The organism is Burkholderia contaminans (genome assembly GCF_029633825.1).
GTDB lineage: Bacteria > Pseudomonadota > Gammaproteobacteria > Burkholderiales > Burkholderiaceae > Burkholderia > Burkholderia contaminans.
This window is the reverse complement of sequence record NZ_CP090640.1, coordinates 1,441,442-1,462,281: the sequence shown is the minus strand read 5'-3', so window position 1 is coordinate 1,462,281 and position 20,840 is coordinate 1,441,442. Positions and strand designations below refer to the sequence as shown.

At 65.6% G+C, this 20,840-nt stretch carries 27 protein-coding genes; 1 reads left to right on the top strand and 26 read right to left on the bottom strand.

Translation table 11 applies throughout. The features are described from left to right. Window positions 1-5 precede the first annotated feature (5 nt). The 3 genes from LXE91_RS06870 to LXE91_RS06860 form a co-directional block, all read right to left on the bottom strand. Window positions 6-1,388 (bottom strand): cytochrome b, encoded by a 1,383-nt coding sequence (locus tag LXE91_RS06870; RefSeq protein ID WP_095145952.1) that lies wholly within the window; start codon window positions 1,386-1,388, stop codon window positions 6-8. Continuing rightward, on the bottom strand, window positions 1,385-2,005 hold the full coding sequence (gene petA, locus LXE91_RS06865; RefSeq protein ID WP_039366620.1) for a ubiquinol-cytochrome c reductase iron-sulfur subunit: 621 nt from the start codon (window positions 2,003-2,005) through the stop codon (window positions 1,385-1,387). Before petA ends, LXE91_RS06870 begins: the two co-directional genes overlap by 4 nt. A gap of 218 nt (window positions 2,006-2,223) precedes the next feature. Beyond that, complete coding sequence (locus LXE91_RS06860; RefSeq protein WP_039366622.1) at window positions 2,224-2,970, bottom strand: Nif3-like dinuclear metal center hexameric protein; 747 nt, start codon at window positions 2,968-2,970, stop codon at window positions 2,224-2,226. Window positions 2,971-2,991: 21 nt separating this feature from the next. On the opposite strand from LXE91_RS06860, the gene LXE91_RS06855 reads away from it, so the two are divergent. Beyond that, window positions 2,992-4,197 (top strand): Do family serine endopeptidase, encoded by a 1,206-nt coding sequence (locus LXE91_RS06855; protein ID WP_039366626.1) that lies wholly within the window; start codon window positions 2,992-2,994, stop codon window positions 4,195-4,197. Between the two features lie 210 nt (window positions 4,198-4,407). Here the strand turns inward: LXE91_RS06855 and tatC are convergent, their stop codons facing one another. From tatC to mlaD, 23 genes are all read right to left on the bottom strand, one after another. Then, window positions 4,408-5,196, bottom strand: a complete 789-nt coding sequence (gene tatC / locus LXE91_RS06850; protein ID WP_039366629.1) for a twin-arginine translocase subunit TatC — start codon at window positions 5,194-5,196, stop codon at window positions 4,408-4,410. Window positions 5,197-5,237: 41 nt separating this feature from the next. Further along, on the bottom strand, window positions 5,238-5,759 hold the full coding sequence (gene tatB, locus LXE91_RS06845; protein ID WP_039366632.1) for a Sec-independent protein translocase protein TatB: 522 nt from the start codon (window positions 5,757-5,759) through the stop codon (window positions 5,238-5,240). Between the two features lie 26 nt (window positions 5,760-5,785). Beyond that, a complete protein-coding gene (gene tatA / locus LXE91_RS06840) occupies window positions 5,786-6,016 on the bottom strand; it encodes a Sec-independent protein translocase subunit TatA (RefSeq protein WP_021161850.1) in 231 nt (76 codons plus the stop codon). Between the two features lie 93 nt (window positions 6,017-6,109). Further along, on the bottom strand, window positions 6,110-6,475 hold the full coding sequence (locus LXE91_RS06835; protein ID WP_039366637.1) for a histidine triad nucleotide-binding protein: 366 nt from the start codon (window positions 6,473-6,475) through the stop codon (window positions 6,110-6,112). A 31-nt stretch (window positions 6,476-6,506) separates the two neighbouring features. After that, window positions 6,507-6,899 carry a DUF4870 family protein gene (locus tag LXE91_RS06830; protein ID WP_011350734.1) on the bottom strand — a complete coding sequence of 131 codons (393 nt, stop codon included), beginning with the start codon at window positions 6,897-6,899 and terminating at the stop codon, window positions 6,507-6,509. A 69-nt stretch (window positions 6,900-6,968) separates the two neighbouring features. Further along, entirely contained in the window at window positions 6,969-7,334 is a 366-nt protein-coding gene (locus LXE91_RS06825; RefSeq protein ID WP_006485344.1) for a phosphoribosyl-ATP diphosphatase, read from the bottom strand. After that, window positions 7,331-7,747: a phosphoribosyl-AMP cyclohydrolase gene (gene hisI, locus LXE91_RS06820; RefSeq protein ID WP_039366640.1), complete on the bottom strand. Its 417-nt coding sequence runs from the start codon at window positions 7,745-7,747 to the stop codon at window positions 7,331-7,333. The genes LXE91_RS06825 and hisI overlap by 4 nt, the downstream gene beginning before the upstream one ends. Continuing rightward, entirely contained in the window at window positions 7,747-8,520 is a 774-nt protein-coding gene (hisF, locus tag LXE91_RS06815; RefSeq protein WP_039366643.1) for an imidazole glycerol phosphate synthase subunit HisF, read from the bottom strand. Before hisF ends, hisI begins: the two co-directional genes overlap by 1 nt. A gap of 105 nt (window positions 8,521-8,625) precedes the next feature. Beyond that, window positions 8,626-9,381 carry a 1-(5-phosphoribosyl)-5-[(5-phosphoribosylamino)methylideneamino]imidazole-4-carboxamide isomerase gene (gene hisA / locus LXE91_RS06810; RefSeq protein WP_039366646.1) on the bottom strand — a complete coding sequence of 252 codons (756 nt, stop codon included), beginning with the start codon at window positions 9,379-9,381 and terminating at the stop codon, window positions 8,626-8,628. Window positions 9,382-9,544: 163 nt separating this feature from the next. After that, window positions 9,545-10,186: an imidazole glycerol phosphate synthase subunit HisH gene (gene hisH / locus LXE91_RS06805; protein WP_011350730.1), complete on the bottom strand. Its 642-nt coding sequence runs from the start codon at window positions 10,184-10,186 to the stop codon at window positions 9,545-9,547. Beyond that, window positions 10,183-10,803, bottom strand: a complete 621-nt coding sequence (locus LXE91_RS06800) for a YchE family NAAT transporter (protein ID WP_039366649.1) — start codon at window positions 10,801-10,803, stop codon at window positions 10,183-10,185. Before LXE91_RS06800 ends, hisH begins: the two co-directional genes overlap by 4 nt. 66 nt (window positions 10,804-10,869) lie before the next feature. After that, window positions 10,870-11,457 carry an imidazoleglycerol-phosphate dehydratase HisB gene (hisB, locus tag LXE91_RS06795; protein WP_039366652.1) on the bottom strand — a complete coding sequence of 196 codons (588 nt, stop codon included), beginning with the start codon at window positions 11,455-11,457 and terminating at the stop codon, window positions 10,870-10,872. 65 nt (window positions 11,458-11,522) lie between these two features. Next, window positions 11,523-12,596, bottom strand: coding sequence for a histidinol-phosphate transaminase (gene hisC / locus LXE91_RS06790; protein WP_039366656.1), 1,074 nt, complete (start codon window positions 12,594-12,596; stop codon window positions 11,523-11,525). A 144-nt stretch (window positions 12,597-12,740) separates the two neighbouring features. Then, window positions 12,741-14,057, bottom strand: coding sequence for a histidinol dehydrogenase (gene hisD / locus LXE91_RS06785; RefSeq protein WP_039366659.1), 1,317 nt, complete (start codon window positions 14,055-14,057; stop codon window positions 12,741-12,743). 24 nt (window positions 14,058-14,081) lie between these two features. Beyond that, on the bottom strand, window positions 14,082-14,735 hold the full coding sequence (gene hisG, locus LXE91_RS06780) for an ATP phosphoribosyltransferase (RefSeq protein WP_011350725.1): 654 nt from the start codon (window positions 14,733-14,735) through the stop codon (window positions 14,082-14,084). Beyond that, window positions 14,732-16,081: a UDP-N-acetylglucosamine 1-carboxyvinyltransferase gene (gene murA / locus LXE91_RS06775; RefSeq protein ID WP_039366660.1), complete on the bottom strand. Its 1,350-nt coding sequence runs from the start codon at window positions 16,079-16,081 to the stop codon at window positions 14,732-14,734. Before murA ends, hisG begins: the two co-directional genes overlap by 4 nt. Before the next feature lie 14 nt (window positions 16,082-16,095). Beyond that, window positions 16,096-16,335, bottom strand: a complete 240-nt coding sequence (locus LXE91_RS06770; protein ID WP_006477131.1) for a BolA family protein — start codon at window positions 16,333-16,335, stop codon at window positions 16,096-16,098. 56 nt (window positions 16,336-16,391) lie between these two features. Continuing rightward, window positions 16,392-17,147: an ABC transporter permease gene (locus LXE91_RS06765; RefSeq protein ID WP_039366662.1), complete on the bottom strand. Its 756-nt coding sequence runs from the start codon at window positions 17,145-17,147 to the stop codon at window positions 16,392-16,394. Continuing rightward, the gene (locus LXE91_RS06760) at window positions 17,144-18,070 is read right to left on the bottom strand and encodes an ABC transporter ATP-binding protein (RefSeq protein WP_011350722.1); all 927 of its coding nucleotides are present in this window, start codon (window positions 18,068-18,070) and stop codon (window positions 17,144-17,146) included. The genes LXE91_RS06765 and LXE91_RS06760 overlap by 4 nt, the downstream gene beginning before the upstream one ends. 192 nt (window positions 18,071-18,262) lie before the next feature. Beyond that, complete coding sequence (locus LXE91_RS06755) at window positions 18,263-18,538, bottom strand: STAS domain-containing protein (RefSeq protein WP_039366665.1); 276 nt, start codon at window positions 18,536-18,538, stop codon at window positions 18,263-18,265. Further along, complete coding sequence (locus LXE91_RS06750; protein WP_039366807.1) at window positions 18,535-19,164, bottom strand: MlaC/ttg2D family ABC transporter substrate-binding protein; 630 nt, start codon at window positions 19,162-19,164, stop codon at window positions 18,535-18,537. The genes LXE91_RS06755 and LXE91_RS06750 overlap by 4 nt, the downstream gene beginning before the upstream one ends. A gap of 111 nt (window positions 19,165-19,275) precedes the next feature. Beyond that, a complete protein-coding gene (locus tag LXE91_RS06745) occupies window positions 19,276-20,241 on the bottom strand; it encodes an MlaA family lipoprotein (RefSeq protein WP_039366809.1) in 966 nt (321 codons plus the stop codon). Window positions 20,242-20,271: 30 nt separating this feature from the next. Next, window positions 20,272-20,832: an outer membrane lipid asymmetry maintenance protein MlaD gene (mlaD, locus tag LXE91_RS06740; protein ID WP_039366668.1), complete on the bottom strand. Its 561-nt coding sequence runs from the start codon at window positions 20,830-20,832 to the stop codon at window positions 20,272-20,274. Window positions 20,833-20,840: the final 8 nt, after the last annotated feature.

The window sequence follows — 20,840 nt, the reverse complement described above, 5'->3', positions numbered from 1 at the left end:
TCACGTTAATGGGGCTTGAAGCGCACCCGCTCCGGCGGCTGCTTGAACGTGCCAAGCGGCGTCCAGACGGGCATGCCGAGGAAGAACGCGAAGTAGATCAGCGCACAGGCCTGCGCGATCAGTGTCGAGGCCGGCGATGGCGGTCGCGTGCCCAGGAACCCGAGGGTCAGGAACGCCACGACGAAGATCCCGAGAAACACCTTGTGGAACAGCGGCCGGTAGCGGATCGACTTCACCGGGCTGCGGTCGAGCCACGGCAGGAAGAACAGCGTGATCACCGCCGACCCCATCACGACGACGCCCCAGAACTTCGACTCCGTCAGGTACATGAACACGACGATCGCCGCGGCCAGCACCGGCAGGCTGACCTTCCACTTGCCGCGCGCGCGGATCAGCGCGAGCACGCCGAGCAGCACGATCACGATCATCAGCACGATCTTGAACGGGTCGGTGGTCGCGCGCAGCATCGCGTAGAACGCGGTGAAGTACCAGACCGGCGCGATCTCGGGCGGCGTCTGCAGCGGGTTCGCCGGGACGAAGTTGTTCGCCTCGAGGAAGTAGCCGCCCATTTCCGGCGAGAAGAACACGATCAGCGCGAACACCATCAGGAACACGCACACGCCGAGGAAATCGTGCACCGAGTAGTACGGGTGGAACGGGATGCCGTCGAGCGGAATGCCGTTGTCGTCCTTCTTCGCCTTGATCTCGATGCCGTCCGGGTTGTTCGAGCCCACTTCGTGCAGCGCAACGAGGTGCGCGATCACGAGGCCGACCAGCACGAGCGGAATCGCGATCACGTGGAACGCGAAGAAGCGGTTCAGCGTGACGTCCGACACGACGTAGTCGCCGCGAATCCACAACGACAGGTCGGGGCCGACGAACGGGATCGCCGAGAACAGGTTCACGATCACCTGCGCACCCCAGAACGACATCTGGCCCCACGGCAGCAGGTAGCCGAAGAACGCCTCGGCCATCAGGCACAGGAAGATCGCGCAGCCGAAGATCCACACGAGCTCGCGCGGCTTGCGGTACGACCCGTAAAGCAGCCCGCGAAACATGTGCAGATAAACGACCACGAAGAACATCGACGCGCCCGTGGAGTGCATGTAGCGGATCAGCCAGCCCCACGGCACCTCGCGCATGATGTACTCGACCGACGCAAACGCGAGCGTCGAGTCGGGCTTGTAGTTCATCGTCAGGAAGATGCCCGTGACGATCTGGTTGACGAGCACCAGCAGCGCGAGGGAGCCGAAGAAGTACCAGAAGTTGAAGTTCTTCGGCGCGTAGTACTCGGAAACGTGCTTCTTCCAGGTGGACGTGAGCGGGAAGCGCTGATCGATCCAGCCGGTGAGACCTGTCGTGGAGACTTCCTTGTTGTCGGCCATCACGCTTCTCCTTTCTCGTCCTTGCCGATCACGAGGGTCGTTGCCGACGTGAACATGTAGGGCGGGATGTCGAGATTCTGAGGCGCCGGTTTGTTCTTGAACACACGGCCGGCGAGGTCGTAGGTCGAACCATGGCACGGGCAGAGGAAGCCGCCCGGCCAGTCGTCCGGCAGGTTCGGCTGCGGACCCGGCGTGAAGCGTTGGCTTGGCGTGCAGCCGAGGTGCGTACACACGGCCATCACGACGAGAATGTTCTTGCGATCGGCCCGCGCGCGATATTCGTTCGCGCAATACGCGGGCAACGGCATCGTATAGGGCTTTTCGGTGGTCGGATCGGCCACTTCCTTGTCGGCCTTGACCACGTCGGCCAGCATTGCGTCGGTGCGGTTCAGGATCCACACCGGCTTGCCGCGCCACGGAACGGTCACCATTTCACCGGGCTTCAGCCCGCTGATGTCGACTTCGACCGGTGCACCGGCCGCTTTCGCTTTCGCGGACGGCGCAAGCGACGCCGCGAAAGGTATGACGGTGGCTACGCCTCCCACGCCACCTGCTACGGATGTCGCAATCAGCCAGGTACGGCGGCCGCTGTCGACGCGTTTCTCTTCCTTGTCTCGCATCACACGCCCCACTTCTGAGTTGGATTTTCCGTCACGACTTTTCATTCCGCCGCTAGTTTGCGCGAATGGAGTCGCCATTTACAAGGCCCGGAGATGAAAATCCCTTCGAAGTGATTGATAGTCAAGGGTTTTCCCCCACTATCGGAGCGATTAAATCATTTCGCTTTTAAGTGTTCGCTACATTGCGAAATTTCGATGCGCTGCCGCAAATCCGGCATTCAGACGGGGTTATGAATATCGATAAAAAGGTGTTCGATATCGAATTCTTCGGACAAGTGGGCGCCAAGTGCCTGGATTCCGTAGCGCTCGGTCGCATGGTGCCCTGCCGCAACGAACGCGACGCCGCTCTCGGCAGCCGTATGCGTCACGTATTCGGACACCTCGCCGGTCAGGAACACGTCCGCGCCCGCGTCGATCGCCGCGTCGAAATAGCTTTGCGCGGCGCCCGTGCACCACCCGATGCGGCGCAACTGCATGTCCGGATCACCGAGCACGAGCGGCGTGCGGCCGAGCGTACGCTCGACCTTCGCGACGAAGTGCTCGAGCGTGACGGGCATCGGCAGCGTCGCCATCCAGCCGAGGTCGCCTTCGCCGAACCGCTGCTCGCCGATCAGGCCGAGCCGCTCGCCGAGCTGGGCGTTGTTGCCGTATTCGGGATGCGCGTCGAGCGGCAGGTGGAACGCAAAGAGGTTCAGGTCGTTCGCGAGCAGCAGCTTCAGGCGCTGGTACTTGCGGCCCGTGATCTGCGGCGGTTCGTTGCGCCAGAAATAGCCGTGATGGACCAGCACGGCATCCGCCCCCCATTCGAGCGCGGCTTCGAGAAACGCGACCGACGCCGTCACGCCGGTGGCGATCTTCTCGATCTTGCGACGCCCCTCGACCTGGAGGCCATTCGGGCAATAGTCCTTGAAGCGCGCGGTTTCAAGGGTATTGTTCAAGTACAATTCAAGTTCGATCCGATCCATATAAACCTCTAATCCATTCAGATGCTTAGACGCTTCTGGCTGTTCTTCGCGCAGGCGGTCACCGTACTGCTCGCGCTGATGTTCATCGTCGTGACGCTCAAGCCGCAATGGCTGCAACGGCAAGGACAGCTCGGCAAGCAGCTCGCCACGCCGATCGTTGCGCTGCGAGAAGTCGCGCCGGGCATCGGCGGCGCACCGGCGACCACGTCGTACGCCGAAGCCGCGCAAAAGGCGATGCCGGCCGTCGTCAACGTATTCTCCAGCAAGGACGGCTCGCTACCGCCCGACCCGCGCGCGAAAGATCCGCTGTTCCGCTACTTCTTCGGCGACCGCAACGCCCGCAAGCAGCAGGACGAACCGGCCGCGAACCTTGGCTCGGGCGTTATCGTGAGCCCTGAAGGTTACATTCTAACGAACCAGCACGTCGTGGACGGCGCCGACCAGATCGAAGTCGCGCTCGCCGACGGCCGCACCGCCACCGCGAAGGTGATCGGCAGCGATCCCGAGACCGATCTCGCGGTGCTGAAGATCAACATGACGAACCTGCCGACGATCACGCTCGGCCGCTCGGACCAGTCGCGGGTCGGCGATGTCGTACTCGCGATCGGCAACCCGTTCGGCGTCGGCCAGACGGTCACGATGGGGATCATCAGCGCGCTGGGCCGCAACCACCTCGGCATCAACACGTTCGAGAACTTCATCCAGACCGATGCGCCGATCAACCCCGGCAACTCGGGCGGCGCGCTGGTCGACGTGAACGGCAACCTGCTCGGCATCAACACTGCGATCTACTCGCGTTCGGGCGGCTCGCTCGGCATCGGCTTCGCGATCCCCGTGTCGACCGCGCGCACGGTGCTCGAAAGCATCATCACGACGGGCTCGGTCACGCGCGGCTGGATCGGCGTCGAGCCGCAGGACGTCACGCCGGAGATCGCCGAGTCGTTCGGGCTGACGCAGAAATCGGGCGCGATCGTCGCCGGCGTGCTGCAGGGCGGCCCGGCCGACAAGGCCGGCATCAAGCCGGGCGACATCCTGGTCTCGGTCAACGGCGACGAGATCACCGACACCACGAAGCTGCTGAACACCGTCGCGCAGATCAAGCCCGGCACGCCGACCAAGGTGCACGTCGTGCGCAAGGGCAAGGAGCTCGATGTGAGCGTCGTGATCGGCAAGCGCCCGCCGCCGCCGAAGCAGACGCTCGACGAGCAGGACAGCGATACGGAGTGACGTCCGGCGAGCGGCGCACGGCCGCATGCCCCGGATACCACCGTCTGAAAGTAAAAGGGCAGCCGGTTGGCTGCCCTTTTACTTTGTATCGAAAAAACTTGTTGCCAGGAAGATGGCCCCGCCATCCGCCCCCCGGCCGACTACGTTCACCGGGTTTTACTCAAGCCTGGCGCCGAAGGTCCGGCCGCCGCGCGCCGCCCGGCACACTCATCAACTGGCGGCTTCGCCGTTCCCCGCCTCGCCTTCCTCGGCCGGCTTCTTCGGCACGAAGAACCGCGCGGCCAGCAGCCCGATCTCGAACAGCACGACCAGCGGCAATGCGAGCATCAGTTGCGAGAACACGTCCGGCGGCGTGACGACCGCCGCGACGACGAACGCGCCGACGATCACGTACGGCCGCATTTCCTTCAGCTTCTTCAGCGACAGCACGCCCATCCGGACGAGCAGCACGACGACGATCGGCACCTCGAACGTGACCCCGAACGCGATGAACATCCCGAGCACGAAGCTCAGGTAGTTGTCGATGTCGGTTGTCATTTCCGCGCCAAGCGGCGCGTTGTAGTGCGCCATCACGCGGAAGATCGTCGGGAACACGAGGAAGTACGCGAACGCCATCCCGCACAGGAACAGCAGGTAGCTGCTGCCGACGAGCGGCGCGACGAGCTTCTTCTCGTGCTGGTACAACCCCGGCGCGACGAATGCCCAGATCTGGTACAGCACGATCGGCAGCGCGATCACCAGCGCGACGAGCATCGTGACCTTCATCGGCACGAAGAACGAGCCGGTGACGTCGGTGACGATCATCTTGCCGTCTTTCGGCAGGTTCTCCATCAGCGGCCGCGCGAGCAGCCGGAAGATGTCGGGCGCCCAGTAGACGAGCCCGAGGAACACGACGATCACGGCCGCGCCCGCGCGAATGATGCGATCGCGAAGCTCGACGAGATGGGAAATGAAGGTTTCTTCCGGGGCGTCGCCCGGGTTCTGCTGGGGGTCGCTCACACCGGCCCTCGGTAGGATTGACGAGCGAGCATGCGCTCGACTCAGAAGAAGCGCGTCGGCCGGCGCAGGCTGGCCGGCTGGTGGCGCGCGACACGCGCGGCGCCCGACTGCACGTGCGTACGGCGGGTGGTCGCGCGCTTGTACCAGGCAGGCGCAGCCGCCTGCTTGACGCGCCAGTTGCGGCGCTTCGGCGCGAGCGCGGCCGTACTGCCGCGCCACGACGGCATGTCGGAACCCGTCGAACCGGCGTCGCCCGCCGCTTCGTTGAGACTGCCGACCGCGGAATGCCACGTGTCGTTCAGGTCCTTCTCGTGCTCACGCAGGTTGTCGTGAATCGTCGTCTCGACATTGCGCGCGGCCGTCTCGAAATCGGTCTTCATCGTCCGCAGCGCGTCGAGTTCGATTTCGCGCGAGACCTCGGCCTTCACGTCGTTGATGTACCGCTGCGCACGGCCGAACAGCGCGCCTGCCGTACGCGCAACGCGCGGCAGGCGCTCGGGGCCGAGCACCACGAGCGCGACGACGCCGATCAGCGCCATCTTCGAAAGACCGAGATCCAGCATCGCGAATGCCTGTCAGCGTAACGGCGTTACGCCTTGTTCGAGTCGGAACGCGTCGTTTCCTTCGCGTTGACGTCGACCGAGCCCGAACGCGGCAGTTGCTGCGCGTCCGCCGGTGCTTCACCGTCCTTCATGCCGTCCTTGAAACCCTTCACGGCGCTGCCGAGATCGTTGCCGATGTTGCGCAGCTTCTTGGTACCGAAAACCAGCGCGACGATCAGCAGCACGATCAGCCAGTGCCAAATGCTCAATCCACCCATGATGAAACCTCTCCTCAACCACGCCGCCAGGCGGCGTAAATCGCCGGCAACGCGCCGGCTTCGACCATCGATGCGGGGAAACGCCCCGCGCCGTCAACCCATCCGCTGCCAGGGGCGCGGGCCGGCCAGGATATGCGCGTGCAGGTGGTAGACCTCCTGCCCGCCGCCCGGGCCCGTGTTGATCACCGTACGGAAACCGGTTTCGCCTCCCGTATACGCGACGCCGAGCTGGCTGGCGAGACGCGAGACGAGCAGCATCAGCCGGCCGAGCATCGGCGCATCGGCGTCGTTCGCCGCCGACAGCGTCGGCAGATGCTGGCGCGGAATCACGAGCACGTGTGTCTCGGCCGCCGGGCGGATGTCGCGGAACGCGACGAATTCGTCATCCTCGTGCACCTTCGTGCTCGGGATCTCGCCTGCCGCGATCTTGCAGAACAGGCAATTCGGATCGTGACTCATGTTGCTCCTGCAGACGCCCGCCCGCGGCCGGTCAGAACCAGGCCTGCGGATCGAGCGGCTTGTTGTCGTTCAGGTACAGCCAACCCTTGATGATACGGTACAGCGTCCAAATCCATGTGACAAACATCACCGCGAATCCGATCACCACGAACATCAGCGCGAACCCGATCACGTACGCAATCAGCGCACGCCAGAACGTGCGGATCTGCCACTCGAAGTGAGCCGCATACGGCGTACCGGCCACATCGTCGCGCTTCACGTAGTTGATGATGATCGCGATGATGCCCGTGACGCCGCCCGTCAGCCAATGAAACGCATAGAGGCCGTAGAGCACGTGAGTCAGCGTGCGCAGCCCGTTCAGGCGCTCGGCGTCCGCGGCCCCCGGCACCGACGGCGGCGGAAACTGGCTTGGCGTATCGGTCATGATGCTACCCCCGTTAGATGACAATTCTTACAGCTTACCGCACTGTGGCCATCCCGCGACAAGGGGCTGTCACCCGCCGTTTTCCTCGCGCTCGCGACGCTTGCGCAGGGCCTTCTCCTCGATACCCGACAGCCCTTCGCGGCGCTCGAGCTCCGCGATCACGTCGGCCGGGCTCAAGTCGAAATGCGACAGCATCACGAGGCAGTGGAACCACAGGTCGGCCACCTCGCCGACGAGTGCGGTCGGCGCGCCGCCCTGGCGCACGTCCTTCGCAGCCAGCACGACTTCCGTCGCCTCTTCGCCGATCTTCTTCAGCACCGCGTCGTCGCCCTTGTGGAACAGGCGCGATACGTACGATTGATCGGGATCGCCGCCCTTGCGGCTATCGATCACGGCCGCGAGGCGCAGCAGCGTGTCTTCGGTCGATTGCGTCATTTGTAGATGTGTTCGGGATCTTTCAGCACCGGTTCGACCGCGACCCAGTCGCCGCTGTCGACGGTGCCTTCGAATTTCTGGAAGAAGCACGAATGCCGGCCGGTGTGGCACGCGATGCCCGACACCTGCTCGACCTTCAGCAGCACGACGTCCTCGTCGCAGTCGAGCCGCACCTCGTGCACGTGCTGCACGTGGCCCGACTCCTCGCCCTTGAACCACAGGCGCTTGCGCGAGCGCGAATAGTAGACCGCGCGCTGCGTCTCGATCGTCTTCGCCAGTGCCTCGCGGTTCATCCACGCGAACATCAGCACGTCGTTCGTCGACGCCTCCTGCGCGATCACCGGCACGAGGCCGTTGTCGTCCCAGCGGACCTTGTCGAGCCACGCGGGCAATGCATTCGTTTCCGTATTCATCACAGCCTCACCGGGATGCCCTGGTCGGCCATGAAGCGCTTCGCCTCGCCGACCGTGTGCTCGCCGTAGTGGAAGATGCTCGCGGCCAGCACCGCATCGGCGCGGCCGTCCTTGATGCCGTCCGCGAGATCCTGCAGGCAACCGACGCCGCCCGACGCGATCACCGGCACCGGCACTGCATCCGACACGCCGCGCGTGAGCGCGAGGTCGAAGCCGGACTTGGTGCCGTCGCGGTCCATGCTCGTGAGCAGGATCTCGCCCGCGCCGAGCTCGGCCATCTTGCGCGCCCATTCGATCGCGTCGAGGCCCGTGTTCTTGCGGCCGCCGTGCGTGAAGACTTCCCAGCGCGGCGTCTCGCCATCGGCCGACACGCGCTTCGCGTCGATCGCGACGACGATGCACTGCGAGCCGTACTTGTCGGCCGCGTCGCGCACGAGCTGCGGGTTCGCGACTGCAGACGAATTCATGCTGACCTTGTCCGCGCCCGCGTTCAGCAGGCGCCGCACGTCCTCGACGGCGCGCACGCCGCCGCCGACGGTCAGCGGAATGAAGACCTGCGACGCGACGGCCTCGATGATCGGCAGGATCAGGTCGCGCTGGTCGGACGTCGCGGTGATGTCGAGGAAGGTCAGTTCGTCGGCGCCCTGGTCGTCGTAGCGGCGCGCGATTTCGACGGGATCGCCGGCATCGCGCAGCTCGACGAAATTGACGCCCTTGACGACACGCCCGGCAGTCACGTCCAGGCAGGGGATGATGCGTTTAGCTAGAGCCATGATGTTGCGCCAAATGCCGCGCTGGGACGGCCGGTTACGGAAGCCTCGCGCGAGGCTTCCGGTGGAGCCGCCTGCAGGCAGCCCCGGCGAGCGGGACAACCGCGCTTACGCGTTGTCGAGTTCGCCGTTCAGTTCGTCCGCGCGCTTTTGCGCGGCCGCGAAATCGAGATCGCCGGAGTAGATCGCACGGCCGCAGATCACGCCTTCGACGCCGTGCTCTTCGACTTCGCACAGGTTCTCGATGTCCGTGAGGTTCGACAGGCCGCCGCTGGCGATCACCGGGATGCCGACCGCCTGCGCGAGCTTCACGGTCGCCTCGATGTTGATGCCCTGCAGCATCCCGTCGCGGCCGATGTCCGTGTAGACGATCGATTCGACGCCGTAGTCCTCGAACTTGCGCGCGAGATCGATCACTTCGTGGCCGGTCAGCTTGCTCCAGCCGTCGGTCGCGACCTTGCCGTCCTTCGCGTCCAGGCCGACGATGATGTTGCCGGAGAACGCGGTGCACGCGTCCTGCAGGAAGCCGGGGTTCTTCACGGCGGCCGTACCGATGATCACGTAGGACAGGCCGGCGTCGAGATACTTCTCGATCGTCTCGAGGCTGCGGATGCCGCCGCCGAGCTGTACGGGGATTTCATCGCCGACTTCGTCGAGGATCGCTTCGATCGCCTCGAGGTTCTTCGGCTTGCCGGCGAATGCGCCGTTCAGGTCGACGAGATGGAGCCGCCGGGCGCCGAGATCGACCCACTTGCGGGCCATCGCCGCCGGGTCCTCGGAGAAAATCGTGGCCTGGTCCATATCGCCCTGTTTGAGGCGCACACACTGACCGTCTTTGAGGTCGATGGCCGGAATCAGCAACATAGCAATCGGGTGTCGTCGTGGAAAAAGAAAAGAATCCGGCGCGTACCGGCCAATCCGGTACCGCGCCGTCTCGCTAGTTTAGTACAACTCTTTCGGCACATAAGCGCGCAAGCCCCGCGCGACGGGCCTTTCCGGCCTGCCGACTGTGGTTCGCGCACCACGTTTACGGTTTCCAGTGTACGAAGTTGCGATACAGACGCAACCCGACCTCCGCGCTTTTCTCGGGGTGGAATTGGGTCGCGAAGAGATTGTCCCGCGCGACCGCGGACGTAAACGGCGCGCCGTAGGCCGTTTCGCCAACCGTATGCGCCGGGTTGTCCGGCGTCACGTAATAGCTGTGCACGAAGTAGAAATACGCGTCGTCGGGCACGCCGTCCCACAGCGGGTGCGGCTGCGACTGGCGCACGCGGTTCCAGCCCATCTGCGGCACCTTGAAGCGCGAGCCGTCGTCCTGCAGGCGGCCGTCGAGCTCGAAACGCACGACCTTGCCGGGCAACAGGCCGAGGCCCTTCGTGTCGCCTTCCGCACTCCAGTCGAACAGCATCTGCTCGCCGACGCACACGCCGAGTAGCGGCTTCGTGCGCGAGGCCTCGATCACGGCCTCCTGCAGGCCCGATTCGCCGAGGCTGCGCATGCAGTCGGGCATCGCGCCCTGGCCGGGCAGCACGACACGGTCGGCCGCGCGGATCGCGGCCGGCGTGTCGACGATCGCCACGTCGGCGGCCGGTTCGGCCTTCTTGAGCGCCTGCGCGACCGAGCGCAGGTTGCCCATCCCATAATCCACAATCGCAATCGAAGTTTTCATCTCAGTGCAGGCAGTAGCGCCCTCAGTCCGTTGACGATGAATTCCACCGCCAGCGCCGACAGCATCAGACCCATCAGCCGCGTGGCGATGTTGATGCCCGTGCGGCCGATCCAGTTCGCGATCGGCTCGGCGAGCCGCATCGCGACGAAACACAGAAAAGCCAGGACCGCGCCGATCGCGACCAGCCCGGCCCGCTCATACCAGTGATGCGAGTTCGCCGCATAGATGATCACCGTGCTGATCGAGCCGGGGCCCGTGAGCAGCGGAATCGCCAGCGGCACGACCGCGATGTTGTCCTTCAGCTCGGCCTCGTGGCGCTCCTCCGGCGTCGATCGCGTGTTGCCGATCTGCGCGTTCAGCATGTTGATCGCCATCAGCAGCATGATGATCCCGCCGCCCACTTCGAGCGAGCCGACCGAAATGCCGAAGAAGTCGATGATCTGCTGCCCGAGCAGCGTCGTCACCGTGATCACGCAGAACACCGATACCGACGCGATCCGGATCGTGCGCCGCCGCTCGGCATCCGTCTGCTGCGCCGTCAGGCTCAGGAAGAACGGCACCGCGCCGACCGGGTTGATCAGCGCCAGCAGCGAAATGAACGATTTGAGCAGATCCATCGCAAGCCGGCGCCGCGCGCCGAAGCCGTGAGGTTGTCCTTGACGCTCCGTCCGGTCAGTTCAGGTTCAGAGACTGCCCTTCGTCGACGGGATCTGCCCCGCCGCACGCTCGTCCAGCTCCACCGCTGCGCGCAGCGCACGGCCGAAGGCCTTGAACACCGTCTCGAGCTGATGGTGCGCGTTGATCCCGCGCAGGTTGTCGATGTGCAGCGTGACGCCCGCGTGGTTCACGAAACCGCGGAAGAATTCGATCGACAGGTCGACGTCGAACGTGCCGATCCGCGCCCGCGTGAACGGCACGTGGAATTCGAGGCCCGGCCGGCCGGAGAAGTCGATCACGACGCGCGACAGCGCCTCGTCGAGCGGCACGTACGAATGGCCGTAGCGGCGGATGCCCTTGCGGTCACCGATCGCCTTCGCGACGGCCTGCCCGAGCGTGATGCCGACATCTTCGACCGTGTGGTGGTCGTCGATATGCGTATCGCCATGCGCTTCAACCTCGAGATCGACCAGACCGTGTCGCGCGATCTGGTCGAGCATATGGTCGAGGAACGACACGCCGGTGGCCAGCTTCTGCTGGCCCGTGCCGTCGAGATTGAGCTTCACACGGATCTGCGTTTCGCTGGTATTGCGAACGACTTCCGCCACACGCATGGCAATTCCTTGACTGAGTCGATGTAAATGGGGATTGATCGTTTCGCGCAGCGGCGACCAGAGGCTCAACCGGGCAGCGCGAGTTTCAAAGCGGCCAGCAGGCGCGCGTTTTCGTCGGGAGAACCGACGGTCAGCCGCACGCATTCAGCCAGCAACGGATGCATTTTACTCACGTTTTTGACCAAAACCCGCTCGGTGAGCAGCGCGTCGAACACGGCGGCCGCGTCCGGCACGCGCACCAGCAGGAAATTGCCGGCGCTCGGGAACACCGTCGTGCCCGGCAGCGCGGCCACTTCCTGTGCGAGACGCGTGCGTTCCGCCCGCAGGTCGGCCGCCTGCGCGTCGAGCACGTCGAGGTGGTCGAGCAGGAAGTCGGCGGTCGCCTGGGTCAGCACGTTGATGTTGTACGGCGGGCGCACCTTGTCGAATTCGGTCAGCCACGCGGGCGAACCGACCAGATAGCCGAGGCGGATGCCCGCGAGGCCGAGCTTCGACACCGTGCGCATCACGACGACGTTGTCGAACTCGGCGGCGCGCGGCAGCCACGAGCGAACGGCGAACGGCTGGTACGCCTCGTCGATCACGACCAGGCTGTGCCGCGCGGCCGCGACGATCCGTTCGATGTCGCCATCGTCGTACAGCGTGCCGGTCGGGTTGTTCGGGTACGCGAGATAGACGAGCGCCGGACGATGCTCGGCGACAGCCGCGAGCATCGCGTCGACGTCGAGCGTCAGGTCGGCCTTCAGCGGCACGCCGACGAATTCGAGCTGCGCGAGCTTCGCGGACAGTTCGTACATCACGAAGCCCGGCACCGGCGCGAGCACCTTCGCGCCCGGCTTCGCACAGGCCATCGACATCATGCTGATGATTTCGTCCGAACCGTTGCCGAGCAGCACGTCGCAGCCGGGCGGCACGCCCATCGCATGGCGCAGCTTGTCGAGCAGCGCGGTCGGGCGCGGCGCCGGGTAGCGGTTCAGCGCGACCTGCGCGAGACGCTCGCCGAGCGCCGCGGCGAGCGGTTCGGGCAGCGGGTACGGGTTCTCCATCGCGTCGAGTTTCACGAACCCGCTCGCGTCCGGCACCGGGTAGCTCGTCATCGCGAGCACGTCGCGGCGGATGATGTCTTGTGGCGTCGTCATGGTCTCAAGCCGGCGTACGTCGCGCCGGCGTCAATGGGTCGGCAGGGCGGCGGCTGCCGCCCTGCACAGGAGTCTCCCGCCCCGGCCTTCGGGGGCCGGCCGGGCGGCACATCAGCGCCGGCTGCGGCCCCGCGCAGCGTGCGGTCAGTTCTTCATCCGGAACTCGGCGCTCTTCGCGTGCGCCTGCAGCCCTTCGCCGTACGCGAGCTCGGACGCGATCTCGCCGAGCGTCTGCGCGCCTTCCGCGCTGACCTCGATCACGCTCGAGCGCTTGATGAAGTCGTACACGCCGAGCGGCGACGAGAAGCGCGCGGTGCGCGACGTCGGCAGCACGTGGTTCGGGCCCGCGCAGTAGTCGCCGAGGCTTTCGCTCGTGTAGCGGCCAAGGAAGATCGCGCCCGCATGGCGGATCTGCTGGCCCCATTGCTGCGGCTCAAGCGCGGAAATTTCCAGGTGCTCGGGCGCGATGTCGTTCGCGATCCGGCACGCTTCGGCCATGTCGCGCACCTTGATCAGCGCGCCACGGCCTTCGAGCGACGCGCGAATCACGTCCCGGCGCGGCATCGACGGCAGCAGCTCGTCGATCGCCTTTTCGACGCGCTCGAGGAACGCACCGTCCGGGCACAGCAGGATCGATTGCGCGAGTTCATCGTGCTCGGCCTGCGAGAACAGGTCCATCGCGACCCAGTTCGGATCGGTCGTGCCGTCGCACAGCACGAGAATTTCCGACGGCCCGGCGATCATGTCGATGCCGACCGTGCCGAACACGCGGCGCTTCGCCGACGCGACGTACGCGTTGCCGGGGCCGCAGATCTTGTCGACGGCCGGCACCGTCGCCGTGCCGTACGCGAGCGCGCCGACCGCCTGCGCACCGCCGATCGTGAACACGCGATCGACGCCGCCGAGCAGCGCCGCGGCGAGCACGAGGTCGTTCTTCACGCCGTCCGGCGTCGGCACGACCATCACGATCTCGCCGACGCCCGCGACGCGCGCGGGAATCGCGTTCATCAGCACCGACGACGGATACGCGGCCTTGCCGCCCGGCACGTACAGGCCGACGCGGTCGAGCGGCGTGATCTTCTGGCCGAGCACCGTGCCGTCGCTTTCCGTGTACTGCCAGCTGTGCGTGCCGCACTCGATTTTCTGCTTCTCGTGGTACGCACGCACCCGCGCGGCAGCGGCTTCCAGCGCCGCGCGCGCCTTCGGCGCGAGGCCGTCGAGCGCCGTCTGCAGCGCGTCCTGCGGCAGCTCCAGCGCGGCGACGCTCGTCGCGTTCAGCCGGTCGAAGCGGTTCGTGTACTCGAGCACCGCGGCGTCGCCGCGCGACTTCACGTCGGCGAGGATCTGCGCGACCGATTGCTCGATCGCCGCATCTTCGCTCGCCTCGAATGCGAGCAGCGCGCGCAGCTCGGCGCCGAAGCCTTCGCTCGTCGAATCGAGCTTGCGGATGGTGATGGACATGGGAGTTCCGTTACGGTGATGCGCTCAACCGCCATTCTGCGACGCGCGTTCGAACGCGTCGAGAATCGGCTTGAGCGCCGTGCGCTTCAACTTCAGCGCAGCCTGGTTCACGACGAGGCGCGACGAGATCGCCATGATCTCCTCGACCTCGACCAGATTGTTCGCCTTCAGCGTGCCGCCCGAGCTGACGAGGTCGACGATCGCGTCGGCCAGCCCGACCAGCGGTGCAAGCTCCATCGAGCCGTACAGCTTGATCAGGTCGACGTGCACGCCCTTCGCGGCAAAGTGTTCGCGTGCGGTTTCGACGTACTTCGTCGCGACGCGCAGGCGCGCGCCCTGGCGCACGGCGCTCGCATAGTCGAAACCGGCCGACACGGCCACCGACATCCGGCAGCGCGCAATGTTCAGATCGATCGGCTGGTACAGGCCCGAGCCGCCGTGCTCGACCAGCACGTCCTTGCCGGCCACGCCGAAATCGGCCGCACCGTATTCGACATAGGTCGGCACGTCGCTCGCGCGCACGATGATCACGCGCAGGTCGGGGTTCGTCGTCGGCAGGATCAGCTTGCGCGACGTTTCCGGATCCTCGGTCACCTGCACGCCGGCCGCGGCCAGCAGCGGCAGGGTTTCCTCGAAAATCCGGCCCTTCGACAGGGCAAGGGTCAGCGGCGCGGTCATGCTTGGCTCCCGGAAAGGCGGCGCACGTTCGCGCCGACGGCGGTCAGTTTGGCTTCCATGCGGTCGTAGCCGCGGTCCAGATGATAGATGCGGTCGACCAGCGTTTCGCCGTCGGCGCGCAGCCCGGCGATCACGAGGCTCGCCGACGCGCGCAGGTCGGTCGCCATCACGTTCGCGCCCGACAGTTTTTCGACCCCCGTCACGAGAGCGGTGTTGCCGTCGATCGTGATGTTCGCGCCGAGCCGGTTCAGCTCCTGCACGTGCATGAAACGGTTCTCGAAAATGGTTTCGACCACTTGCGCCGTGCCCGTCGCGATCGTATTGAGGGCCATGAACTGCGCCTGCATGTCGGTCGGGAACGCCGGGTATTCCGACGTGCGGATCGTCACCGCCGACGGCCGGCGGTCCATCTTCACGCGCAGCCAGCTGTCGCCTTCCTCGATCGACACGCCGGCTTCGCGCAGCTTGTCGATCACCGCGTCGAGGATGTGCGGGCGCACGCCCGTCAGCATCACGTCGCCGCCCGCCGCCGCGACCGCGCACAGGAACGTGCCGGCCTCGATGCGGTCGGGGATCACCGAATGGCGCGCGCCGTGCAGCCGCTCGACACCCTGGATCACGAGGCGATCGGTGCCGATGCCGTCGATTTTCGCGCCCATCGCGACCAGCAAGTGTGCGAGATCGCTCACTTCCGGCTCGCGCGCGGCGTTTTCGATCACCGTCTCGCCGTCGGCGAGCGTCGCGGCCATCAGCAGGTTTTCCGTGCCCGTCACCGTGATCATGTCGGTCACGATGCGCGCGCCTTTCAGGCGCTTCGCGCGGGCTTCGATGAAGCCGTGCTCGATGCTGATCTCGGCGCCCATCGCCTGCAGGCCCTTGATGTGCTGGTCGACCGGACGCGCGCCGATCGCGCAGCCGCCCGGCAGCGACACCTTCGCCTCGCCGAAGCGCGCGAGCAGCGGCCCGAGCACGAGGATCGACGCGCGCATCGTCTTCACGAGCTCGTACGGCGCGACGAGGTTGTCGACGCGCGACGCGTCGAGCTGCACGCGGCAGCCGTCGGTCTCGCTCTTCACGCCCATCTGGTTCAGCACCTTCAGCGTGGTACGCACGTCCTTGAGATTCGGCACGTTGTCGAGATCGACCGGATCGGCAGTGAGAAGCCCCGCGCACAGGATCGGCAGCGCGGCATTCTTCGCGCCCGACACGACGATCTCGCCCGACAGGCGGCGGCCGCCTTCGATCACGAGCTTGTCCATCCCATGGCCATGCGCTTCCCCGTTGGCGGCCGGGTGTGCCGTGGCGACGCTCTGGACGGCGTCGCGCTCGTTGACGGTGACTTGCACTCAGTGATTTCCGGTTATGCGTTCTGCCATTCGGCGGGCGTCAGCGTCTTCATGCTGAGCGCGTGGATTTCCTGTTTCATGCGATCGCCGAGCGCCGCATAGACGAGCTGGTGCCGCTGGATCGGCCGCTTGCCTTCGAAGGCCGCCGACACGATCGTCGCGAAGAAATGCTGGCCGTCGCCTTCGACTTCCAGATGCGTGCAGGCGAGACCGCCGGCGATGTATTGCTTGACCTGTTCGGGAGTCGGCAACATGGTGTAAGGCTCCTGTCGGCGCGCGCCGCCCGGATGGCGGCCGCTGCCTGTCGATATCAATGACGCAGTTTGTAGCCGGTCGCGAGCAGCCGCATCGCGATCAGCGCGAGCAGCACGAAGAAACCGGTGACGATCGCGAGGCTCGCGAACGGGTTGATGTCGGACGCGCCGAAGAACCCGAAACGGAAGCCGTCGATCATGTAGAAAAACGGATTGAGACGCGAGATCTCGCGCCACACGGGCGGCAGCGAGTGCGTCGAATAGAACACGCCGGACAGGAACGTCAGCGGCATGATCAGGAAGTTCTGGAACGCGGCGAGCTGGTCGAACTTCTCGGCCCAGATCCCGGCGATCAGGCCGAGCGTGCCGAGGATCGCCGAGCCGAGCAGCGCGAACGCAATGATGAACAGCGGCGCCGCGAAATGCATCGGGACAAACCAGATCGTCACGACGAACACGCCCGCGCCGACCGCGAGCCCGCGCACCACGGACGCGAGCACGTACGCGCCGAAGATGTCGCGATACGACAGCGGCGGCAGCAGCATGAACACGAGATTGCCGGTGATCTTCGACTGGATCAGCGACGACGAGCTGTTCGCGAACGCGTTCTGCAGCACGCTCATCATCACGAGGCCCGGTACGAGAAAGCTCACGTACTCGACGCCCGGATACACCTCGACACGGCCAGACAGCGCGTGGCCGAAGATCGTCAGGTACAGCAGCGCCGTGACGATCGGTGCGCACACCGTCTGGAACGACACCTTCCAGAAACGCAGCAGTTCCTTGTAGAACAGCGTTTGAAAACCACTCATGCCAATCCCTCGATGACGTCTGCCCCGTTCATCACCTGGACGAACACATCTTCGAGGTCGGCCTTGCGGACCTCGATCTCGTCGAACGTGCAGCCCGCCGCGCGGCATTGCGCGAGGATGCGCTCGACATCGTCATAGCTCGTCAGGCGCAGCAGGTGCTCGCCCGGCGCGCGGGCGGCCGGATCGGACTCCAGCCCGCGCAGCTCGGACGGCAGCGCGCCGGTCGCGAGGCGCAGGTAGAGCTGCAGCCCCGCGAAGCGGCGCAGCAGCGCGTCGGTGCGGTCGAGCGCGACCACTTCGCCACGGCGCAGCATCGCGATGCGGTCGCACAGCGACTCGGCTTCCTCGAGGTAATGGGTGGTCAGCACGATCGTGTGGCCTTCGCGGTTCAGGCGCGAGATGAATTTCCACAACGTCTGGCGCAATTCGACGTCGACACCGGCGGTCGGTTCGTCGAGCACGATCACGGGCGGCCGGTGCACGAGCGCCTGCGCGACCAGCACGCGGCGCTTCATCCCGCCCGACAGCGCGCGCATGTTCGCATCGGCTTTCTCGGTGAGGTCGAGATTGGCCATCACTTCGTCGATCCAGTCGTCGTTGCGGCGCAGTCCGAAATAGCCGGACTGGATTCGCAGCGTCTCGCGGACGGTGAAAAACGGATCGAACACGAGTTCCTGCGGCACGACGCCGAGTGCGCGACGCGCGCCACGGAAGTCCTTGACGACGTCGTGACCGCGCACCGAGATACTGCCTTCGTCGGCCCGGGCGAGCCCGGCGAGGATACTGATGAGCGTGGTCTTGCCTGCGCCGTTGGGGCCGAGCAGACCGAAAAACTCGCCTTCCTCGACCGACAGGCTGACGCCCTTGAGCGCCTGAAGCGACTTGTAGCGCTTCTTGACGTGACGGATTTCTATGGCTGACATGACTGTGCGCGACGCCAGGGCCGCGACGCCTATTCTGTGCTTGCTGCGAATGAAAATGGGGGCCGGACGCCGATTGGCTGCCCCGCAAAACGCTTGATTATAGGGCAAACCGGCTGGGGGAGCCGGTACCGGCGGCACGCGGCCTGAAGCTTGCGCGCGCCGGGCGGCGCGGCAGGCTCCGGTCGGACAGCGTCAATGTCGCCCGGTGCCTTCGATGAGCGTGTCGACGCCGTAGGCGCGCGCGAGGCTGGCGAGCTTCGGGGGGAGATTGAGGATGTCGAGGGTCGCGCCGCGCGCTTTGGCGGCACGTTGCCATGCGAGCAGCACGGCGAGCGCGGACGAGTCGAACTGCGTCAGCGTCGCGCAATCGACGGCGGTCGCGCCGCCGCCGATGCGCGCGAGACCGTCCGCGAGCGCGGACTTCGCGCTCGCGACGGTCAGCGAGGAACCGGCTTCGAAGCCGCTCACGACGCTTGCTTGCCGGCGGCAAGTTGCTGGTTGCGCTGCGTGAGGAACTGGATCAGGCCGTCCACGCCGCTTTGCTGGATCTTCTCGTTGAACTGCTGCTGGTACGTCTGGATCAGCCATGCGCCGAGCACGTTCAGGTCATACACCTTCCAGCCGCCGGACGTCTTGTACAGGCGGTAATCGATCTGGACCGGCTGGCCGTTGTTCATCGCGACGGTCTTGACCACGACATCGGTATCGGCCGGATCGGCGCGGAACGGCGGGTACTGGATCTGCTGGTCCGGCTTCAGCTGCGCCAGCGCGCCCGAGTACGTGCGGATCAGCAGCAGCTTGAACTGCTCCTGAACCTGCTGCTGCTGCTCGGCCGTCGCGGTGCGCCAGTTGCGGCCCATCGCGAGCTGCGTGGTGCGGCGGAAATCGGTGTACGGCAGGATGTCCTTGTTGACGATCGTGATGATGCGGTTGGTGTCGCCCTGCTTGATCGTCTGCTGCTTGACTTCGTCGAGCACCTGCTGCGTCGCCGTCTTGATCAGCGCCTGCGGGTTCGACTGGTCGACTTGCGCGTGGGCTGCGCTGCCGAACGAGAACAGCGCCGCGAAAACGGGGATCAGGAACAGTTTTTTCATCATAGTGACCTGCATGAATGAGTCGATGCGGAGGTTGGAGCAGGTAGCTTACGCGCAAGTTCGCGCACGCTACCGACTGAATCGTTTCCGGCTGTAACGAATGTAAATCCGTCAGTGCAGCCGGATGCTCGGGAAGCGGAACCCGCCCGGCGACGGCGGTGCGACCTGCATCGCCGGCACGTTCGTCTCGCTGGCCGGGTTCGGCGATTCGGCCGTGCCCGAAGCCGGTGCGGCCACCGCCGCGCCCGATGCGCCTGCCGGCGCCGTTGCACCGCCCACCGCCGCTGCGCCCGCCGCACCGGCCGCGCCGGCTGCCGCCGGTGCCGCGCCGTCGTCCGGCAGGTCGTACTTCGGCAGCGCATCGTTGCTCGACGTCGCGGCCGCCTCGCCGCGCGCGTTGCTGATCAGCATCTGGCGGCGTTGCAGGTACGCGTTACGGACGAACGAATACTTGTCGAGCGCCGCGGCATCCAGCACGTCGCCCGCCCCGAGCAGGTTCGAACGCGTGTTGACGAGGTTGACGCCGAACAGGCCCCAACTCAGGCCATCCGGCTTCACGTAGGTCAGCGGGTTGCCGACGTAGTCGACGCCCAGGCCCGCCGTGTCGCGCAGCGTGCTCGGCCCGAGCAGCGGCAGCACGAGGTACGGGCCCGACGGCATGCCGTAGCGGCCCATCGTGATCCCGAAGTCGGCCGTGTGCTTCGGCAGCTTCGCGATCGTCGCGACGTCGAACAGGCCGCCGACGCCGAACACCGTGTTGATCACGACGCGCATGATGTCGCCGACGCCGTCGGCAATCCGCAGCTGCACGATGTTGTTCGCCGCGATGTAGACGTCGCCGATGTTCGAGAAGAAGTTCGTCACGCTGTCGCGCACCGGCTGCGGCACCACGTACTGGTAGCCCTTCGCGACCGGCTTCAGCGCATACGTGTCGACCGTGTCGTTGAACTTGTACATCGACCGGTTGAAGCCTTCGAGCGGATCGCCCTTGGTCGGCGTCTGCACGGTCGCGCAGCCGCTCAACGCGGCGACTGCCGCTACCGCCAGCGCGGCCTGCCTGATGCGGATCGTCTGCATGGTCATTCCCTCTTGTTTTCTCTCGTGTGGTTATTGGGCCGCCGAACCGGACGCGGCGGACACCGCCGACGCCGGCACCGCCACCGGTGCGGGTGCGGCCGGCGCACCGGCTGCAGGCTTCGCACCGCCCGCATCGGCGGCCTTGCTGTACAGGAACTGGCCGATCAGGTTCTCGAGCACGATCGCCGATTGCGTCATCGTGATCGTATCGCCCGACTTCAGCATTTCGGTGTCACCGCCCGGATCGAGGCCGATATATTGCTCGCCGAGCAGGCCCGACGTCAGGATCTTCGCCGACGAATCCTTCGGGAACTGATACTGGCCGTCGACATCGATCGTGACAAGTGCCTGGTACGTATTCGTGTCGAAGCCGATCGACTTCACGCGGCCGACCACGACGCCCGCGCTCTTCACGGCCGCGCGCGGCTTCAGCCCGCCGATATTGTCGAATTTCATCCTCACGGAATAGGTCGGCTGAAACGACAGCGAGCTCATGTTGCCGACCTTCAGGGCCAGGAACAGCACCGCAAGGAAGCCCACCACCACGAACAGGCCGACCCAGAAGTCGAGAGCAGTCTTTTTCATCGTCATCCCAAAAT

Bases quoted from the DNA above. Each gene is read 5' to 3' on its own strand.
- petA (WP_039366620.1), bottom strand. From the start codon at position 2,005: ATGCGAGACAAGGAAGAGAAACGCGTCGACAGCGGCCGCCGTACCTGG.
- LXE91_RS06860 (WP_039366622.1), bottom strand. From the start codon at position 2,970: ATGGATCGGATCGAACTTGAATTGTACTTGAACAATACCCTTGAAACC.
- LXE91_RS06855 (WP_039366626.1), top strand. From the start codon at position 2,992: ATGCTTAGACGCTTCTGGCTGTTCTTCGCGCAGGCGGTCACCGTACTG.
- tatB (WP_039366632.1), bottom strand. From the start codon at position 5,759: ATGCTGGATCTCGGTCTTTCGAAGATGGCGCTGATCGGCGTCGTCGCG.
- tatA (WP_021161850.1), bottom strand. From the start codon at position 6,016: ATGGGTGGATTGAGCATTTGGCACTGGCTGATCGTGCTGCTGATCGTC.
- LXE91_RS06835 (WP_039366637.1), bottom strand. From the start codon at position 6,475: ATGAGTCACGATCCGAATTGCCTGTTCTGCAAGATCGCGGCAGGCGAG.
- LXE91_RS06830 (WP_011350734.1), bottom strand. From the start codon at position 6,899: ATGACCGATACGCCAAGCCAGTTTCCGCCGCCGTCGGTGCCGGGGGCC.
- LXE91_RS06825 (WP_006485344.1), bottom strand. From the start codon at position 7,334: ATGACGCAATCGACCGAAGACACGCTGCTGCGCCTCGCGGCCGTGATC.
- hisI (WP_039366640.1), bottom strand. From the start codon at position 7,747: ATGAATACGGAAACGAATGCATTGCCCGCGTGGCTCGACAAGGTCCGC.
- hisF (WP_039366643.1), bottom strand. From the start codon at position 8,520: ATGGCTCTAGCTAAACGCATCATCCCCTGCCTGGACGTGACTGCCGGG.
- hisA (WP_039366646.1), bottom strand. From the start codon at position 9,381: ATGTTGCTGATTCCGGCCATCGACCTCAAAGACGGTCAGTGTGTGCGC.
- hisH (WP_011350730.1), bottom strand. From the start codon at position 10,186: ATGAAAACTTCGATTGCGATTGTGGATTATGGGATGGGCAACCTGCGC.
- LXE91_RS06800 (WP_039366649.1), bottom strand. From the start codon at position 10,803: ATGGATCTGCTCAAATCGTTCATTTCGCTGCTGGCGCTGATCAACCCG.
- hisB (WP_039366652.1), bottom strand. From the start codon at position 11,457: ATGCGTGTGGCGGAAGTCGTTCGCAATACCAGCGAAACGCAGATCCGT.
- hisC (WP_039366656.1), bottom strand. From the start codon at position 12,596: ATGACGACGCCACAAGACATCATCCGCCGCGACGTGCTCGCGATGACG.
- hisD (WP_039366659.1), bottom strand. From the start codon at position 14,057: ATGTCCATCACCATCCGCAAGCTCGATTCGACGAGCGAAGGCTTCGGC.
- hisG (WP_011350725.1), bottom strand. From the start codon at position 14,735: ATGACCGCGCCGCTGACCCTTGCCCTGTCGAAGGGCCGGATTTTCGAG.
- LXE91_RS06770 (WP_006477131.1), bottom strand. From the start codon at position 16,335: ATGTTGCCGACTCCCGAACAGGTCAAGCAATACATCGCCGGCGGTCTC.
- LXE91_RS06765 (WP_039366662.1), bottom strand. From the start codon at position 17,147: ATGAGTGGTTTTCAAACGCTGTTCTACAAGGAACTGCTGCGTTTCTGG.
- LXE91_RS06760 (WP_011350722.1), bottom strand. From the start codon at position 18,070: ATGTCAGCCATAGAAATCCGTCACGTCAAGAAGCGCTACAAGTCGCTT.
- LXE91_RS06750 (WP_039366807.1), bottom strand. From the start codon at position 19,164: ATGAAAAAACTGTTCCTGATCCCCGTTTTCGCGGCGCTGTTCTCGTTC.
- LXE91_RS06745 (WP_039366809.1), bottom strand. From the start codon at position 20,241: ATGCAGACGATCCGCATCAGGCAGGCCGCGCTGGCGGTAGCGGCAGTC.
- mlaD (WP_039366668.1), bottom strand. From the start codon at position 20,832: ATGACGATGAAAAAGACTGCTCTCGACTTCTGGGTCGGCCTGTTCGTG.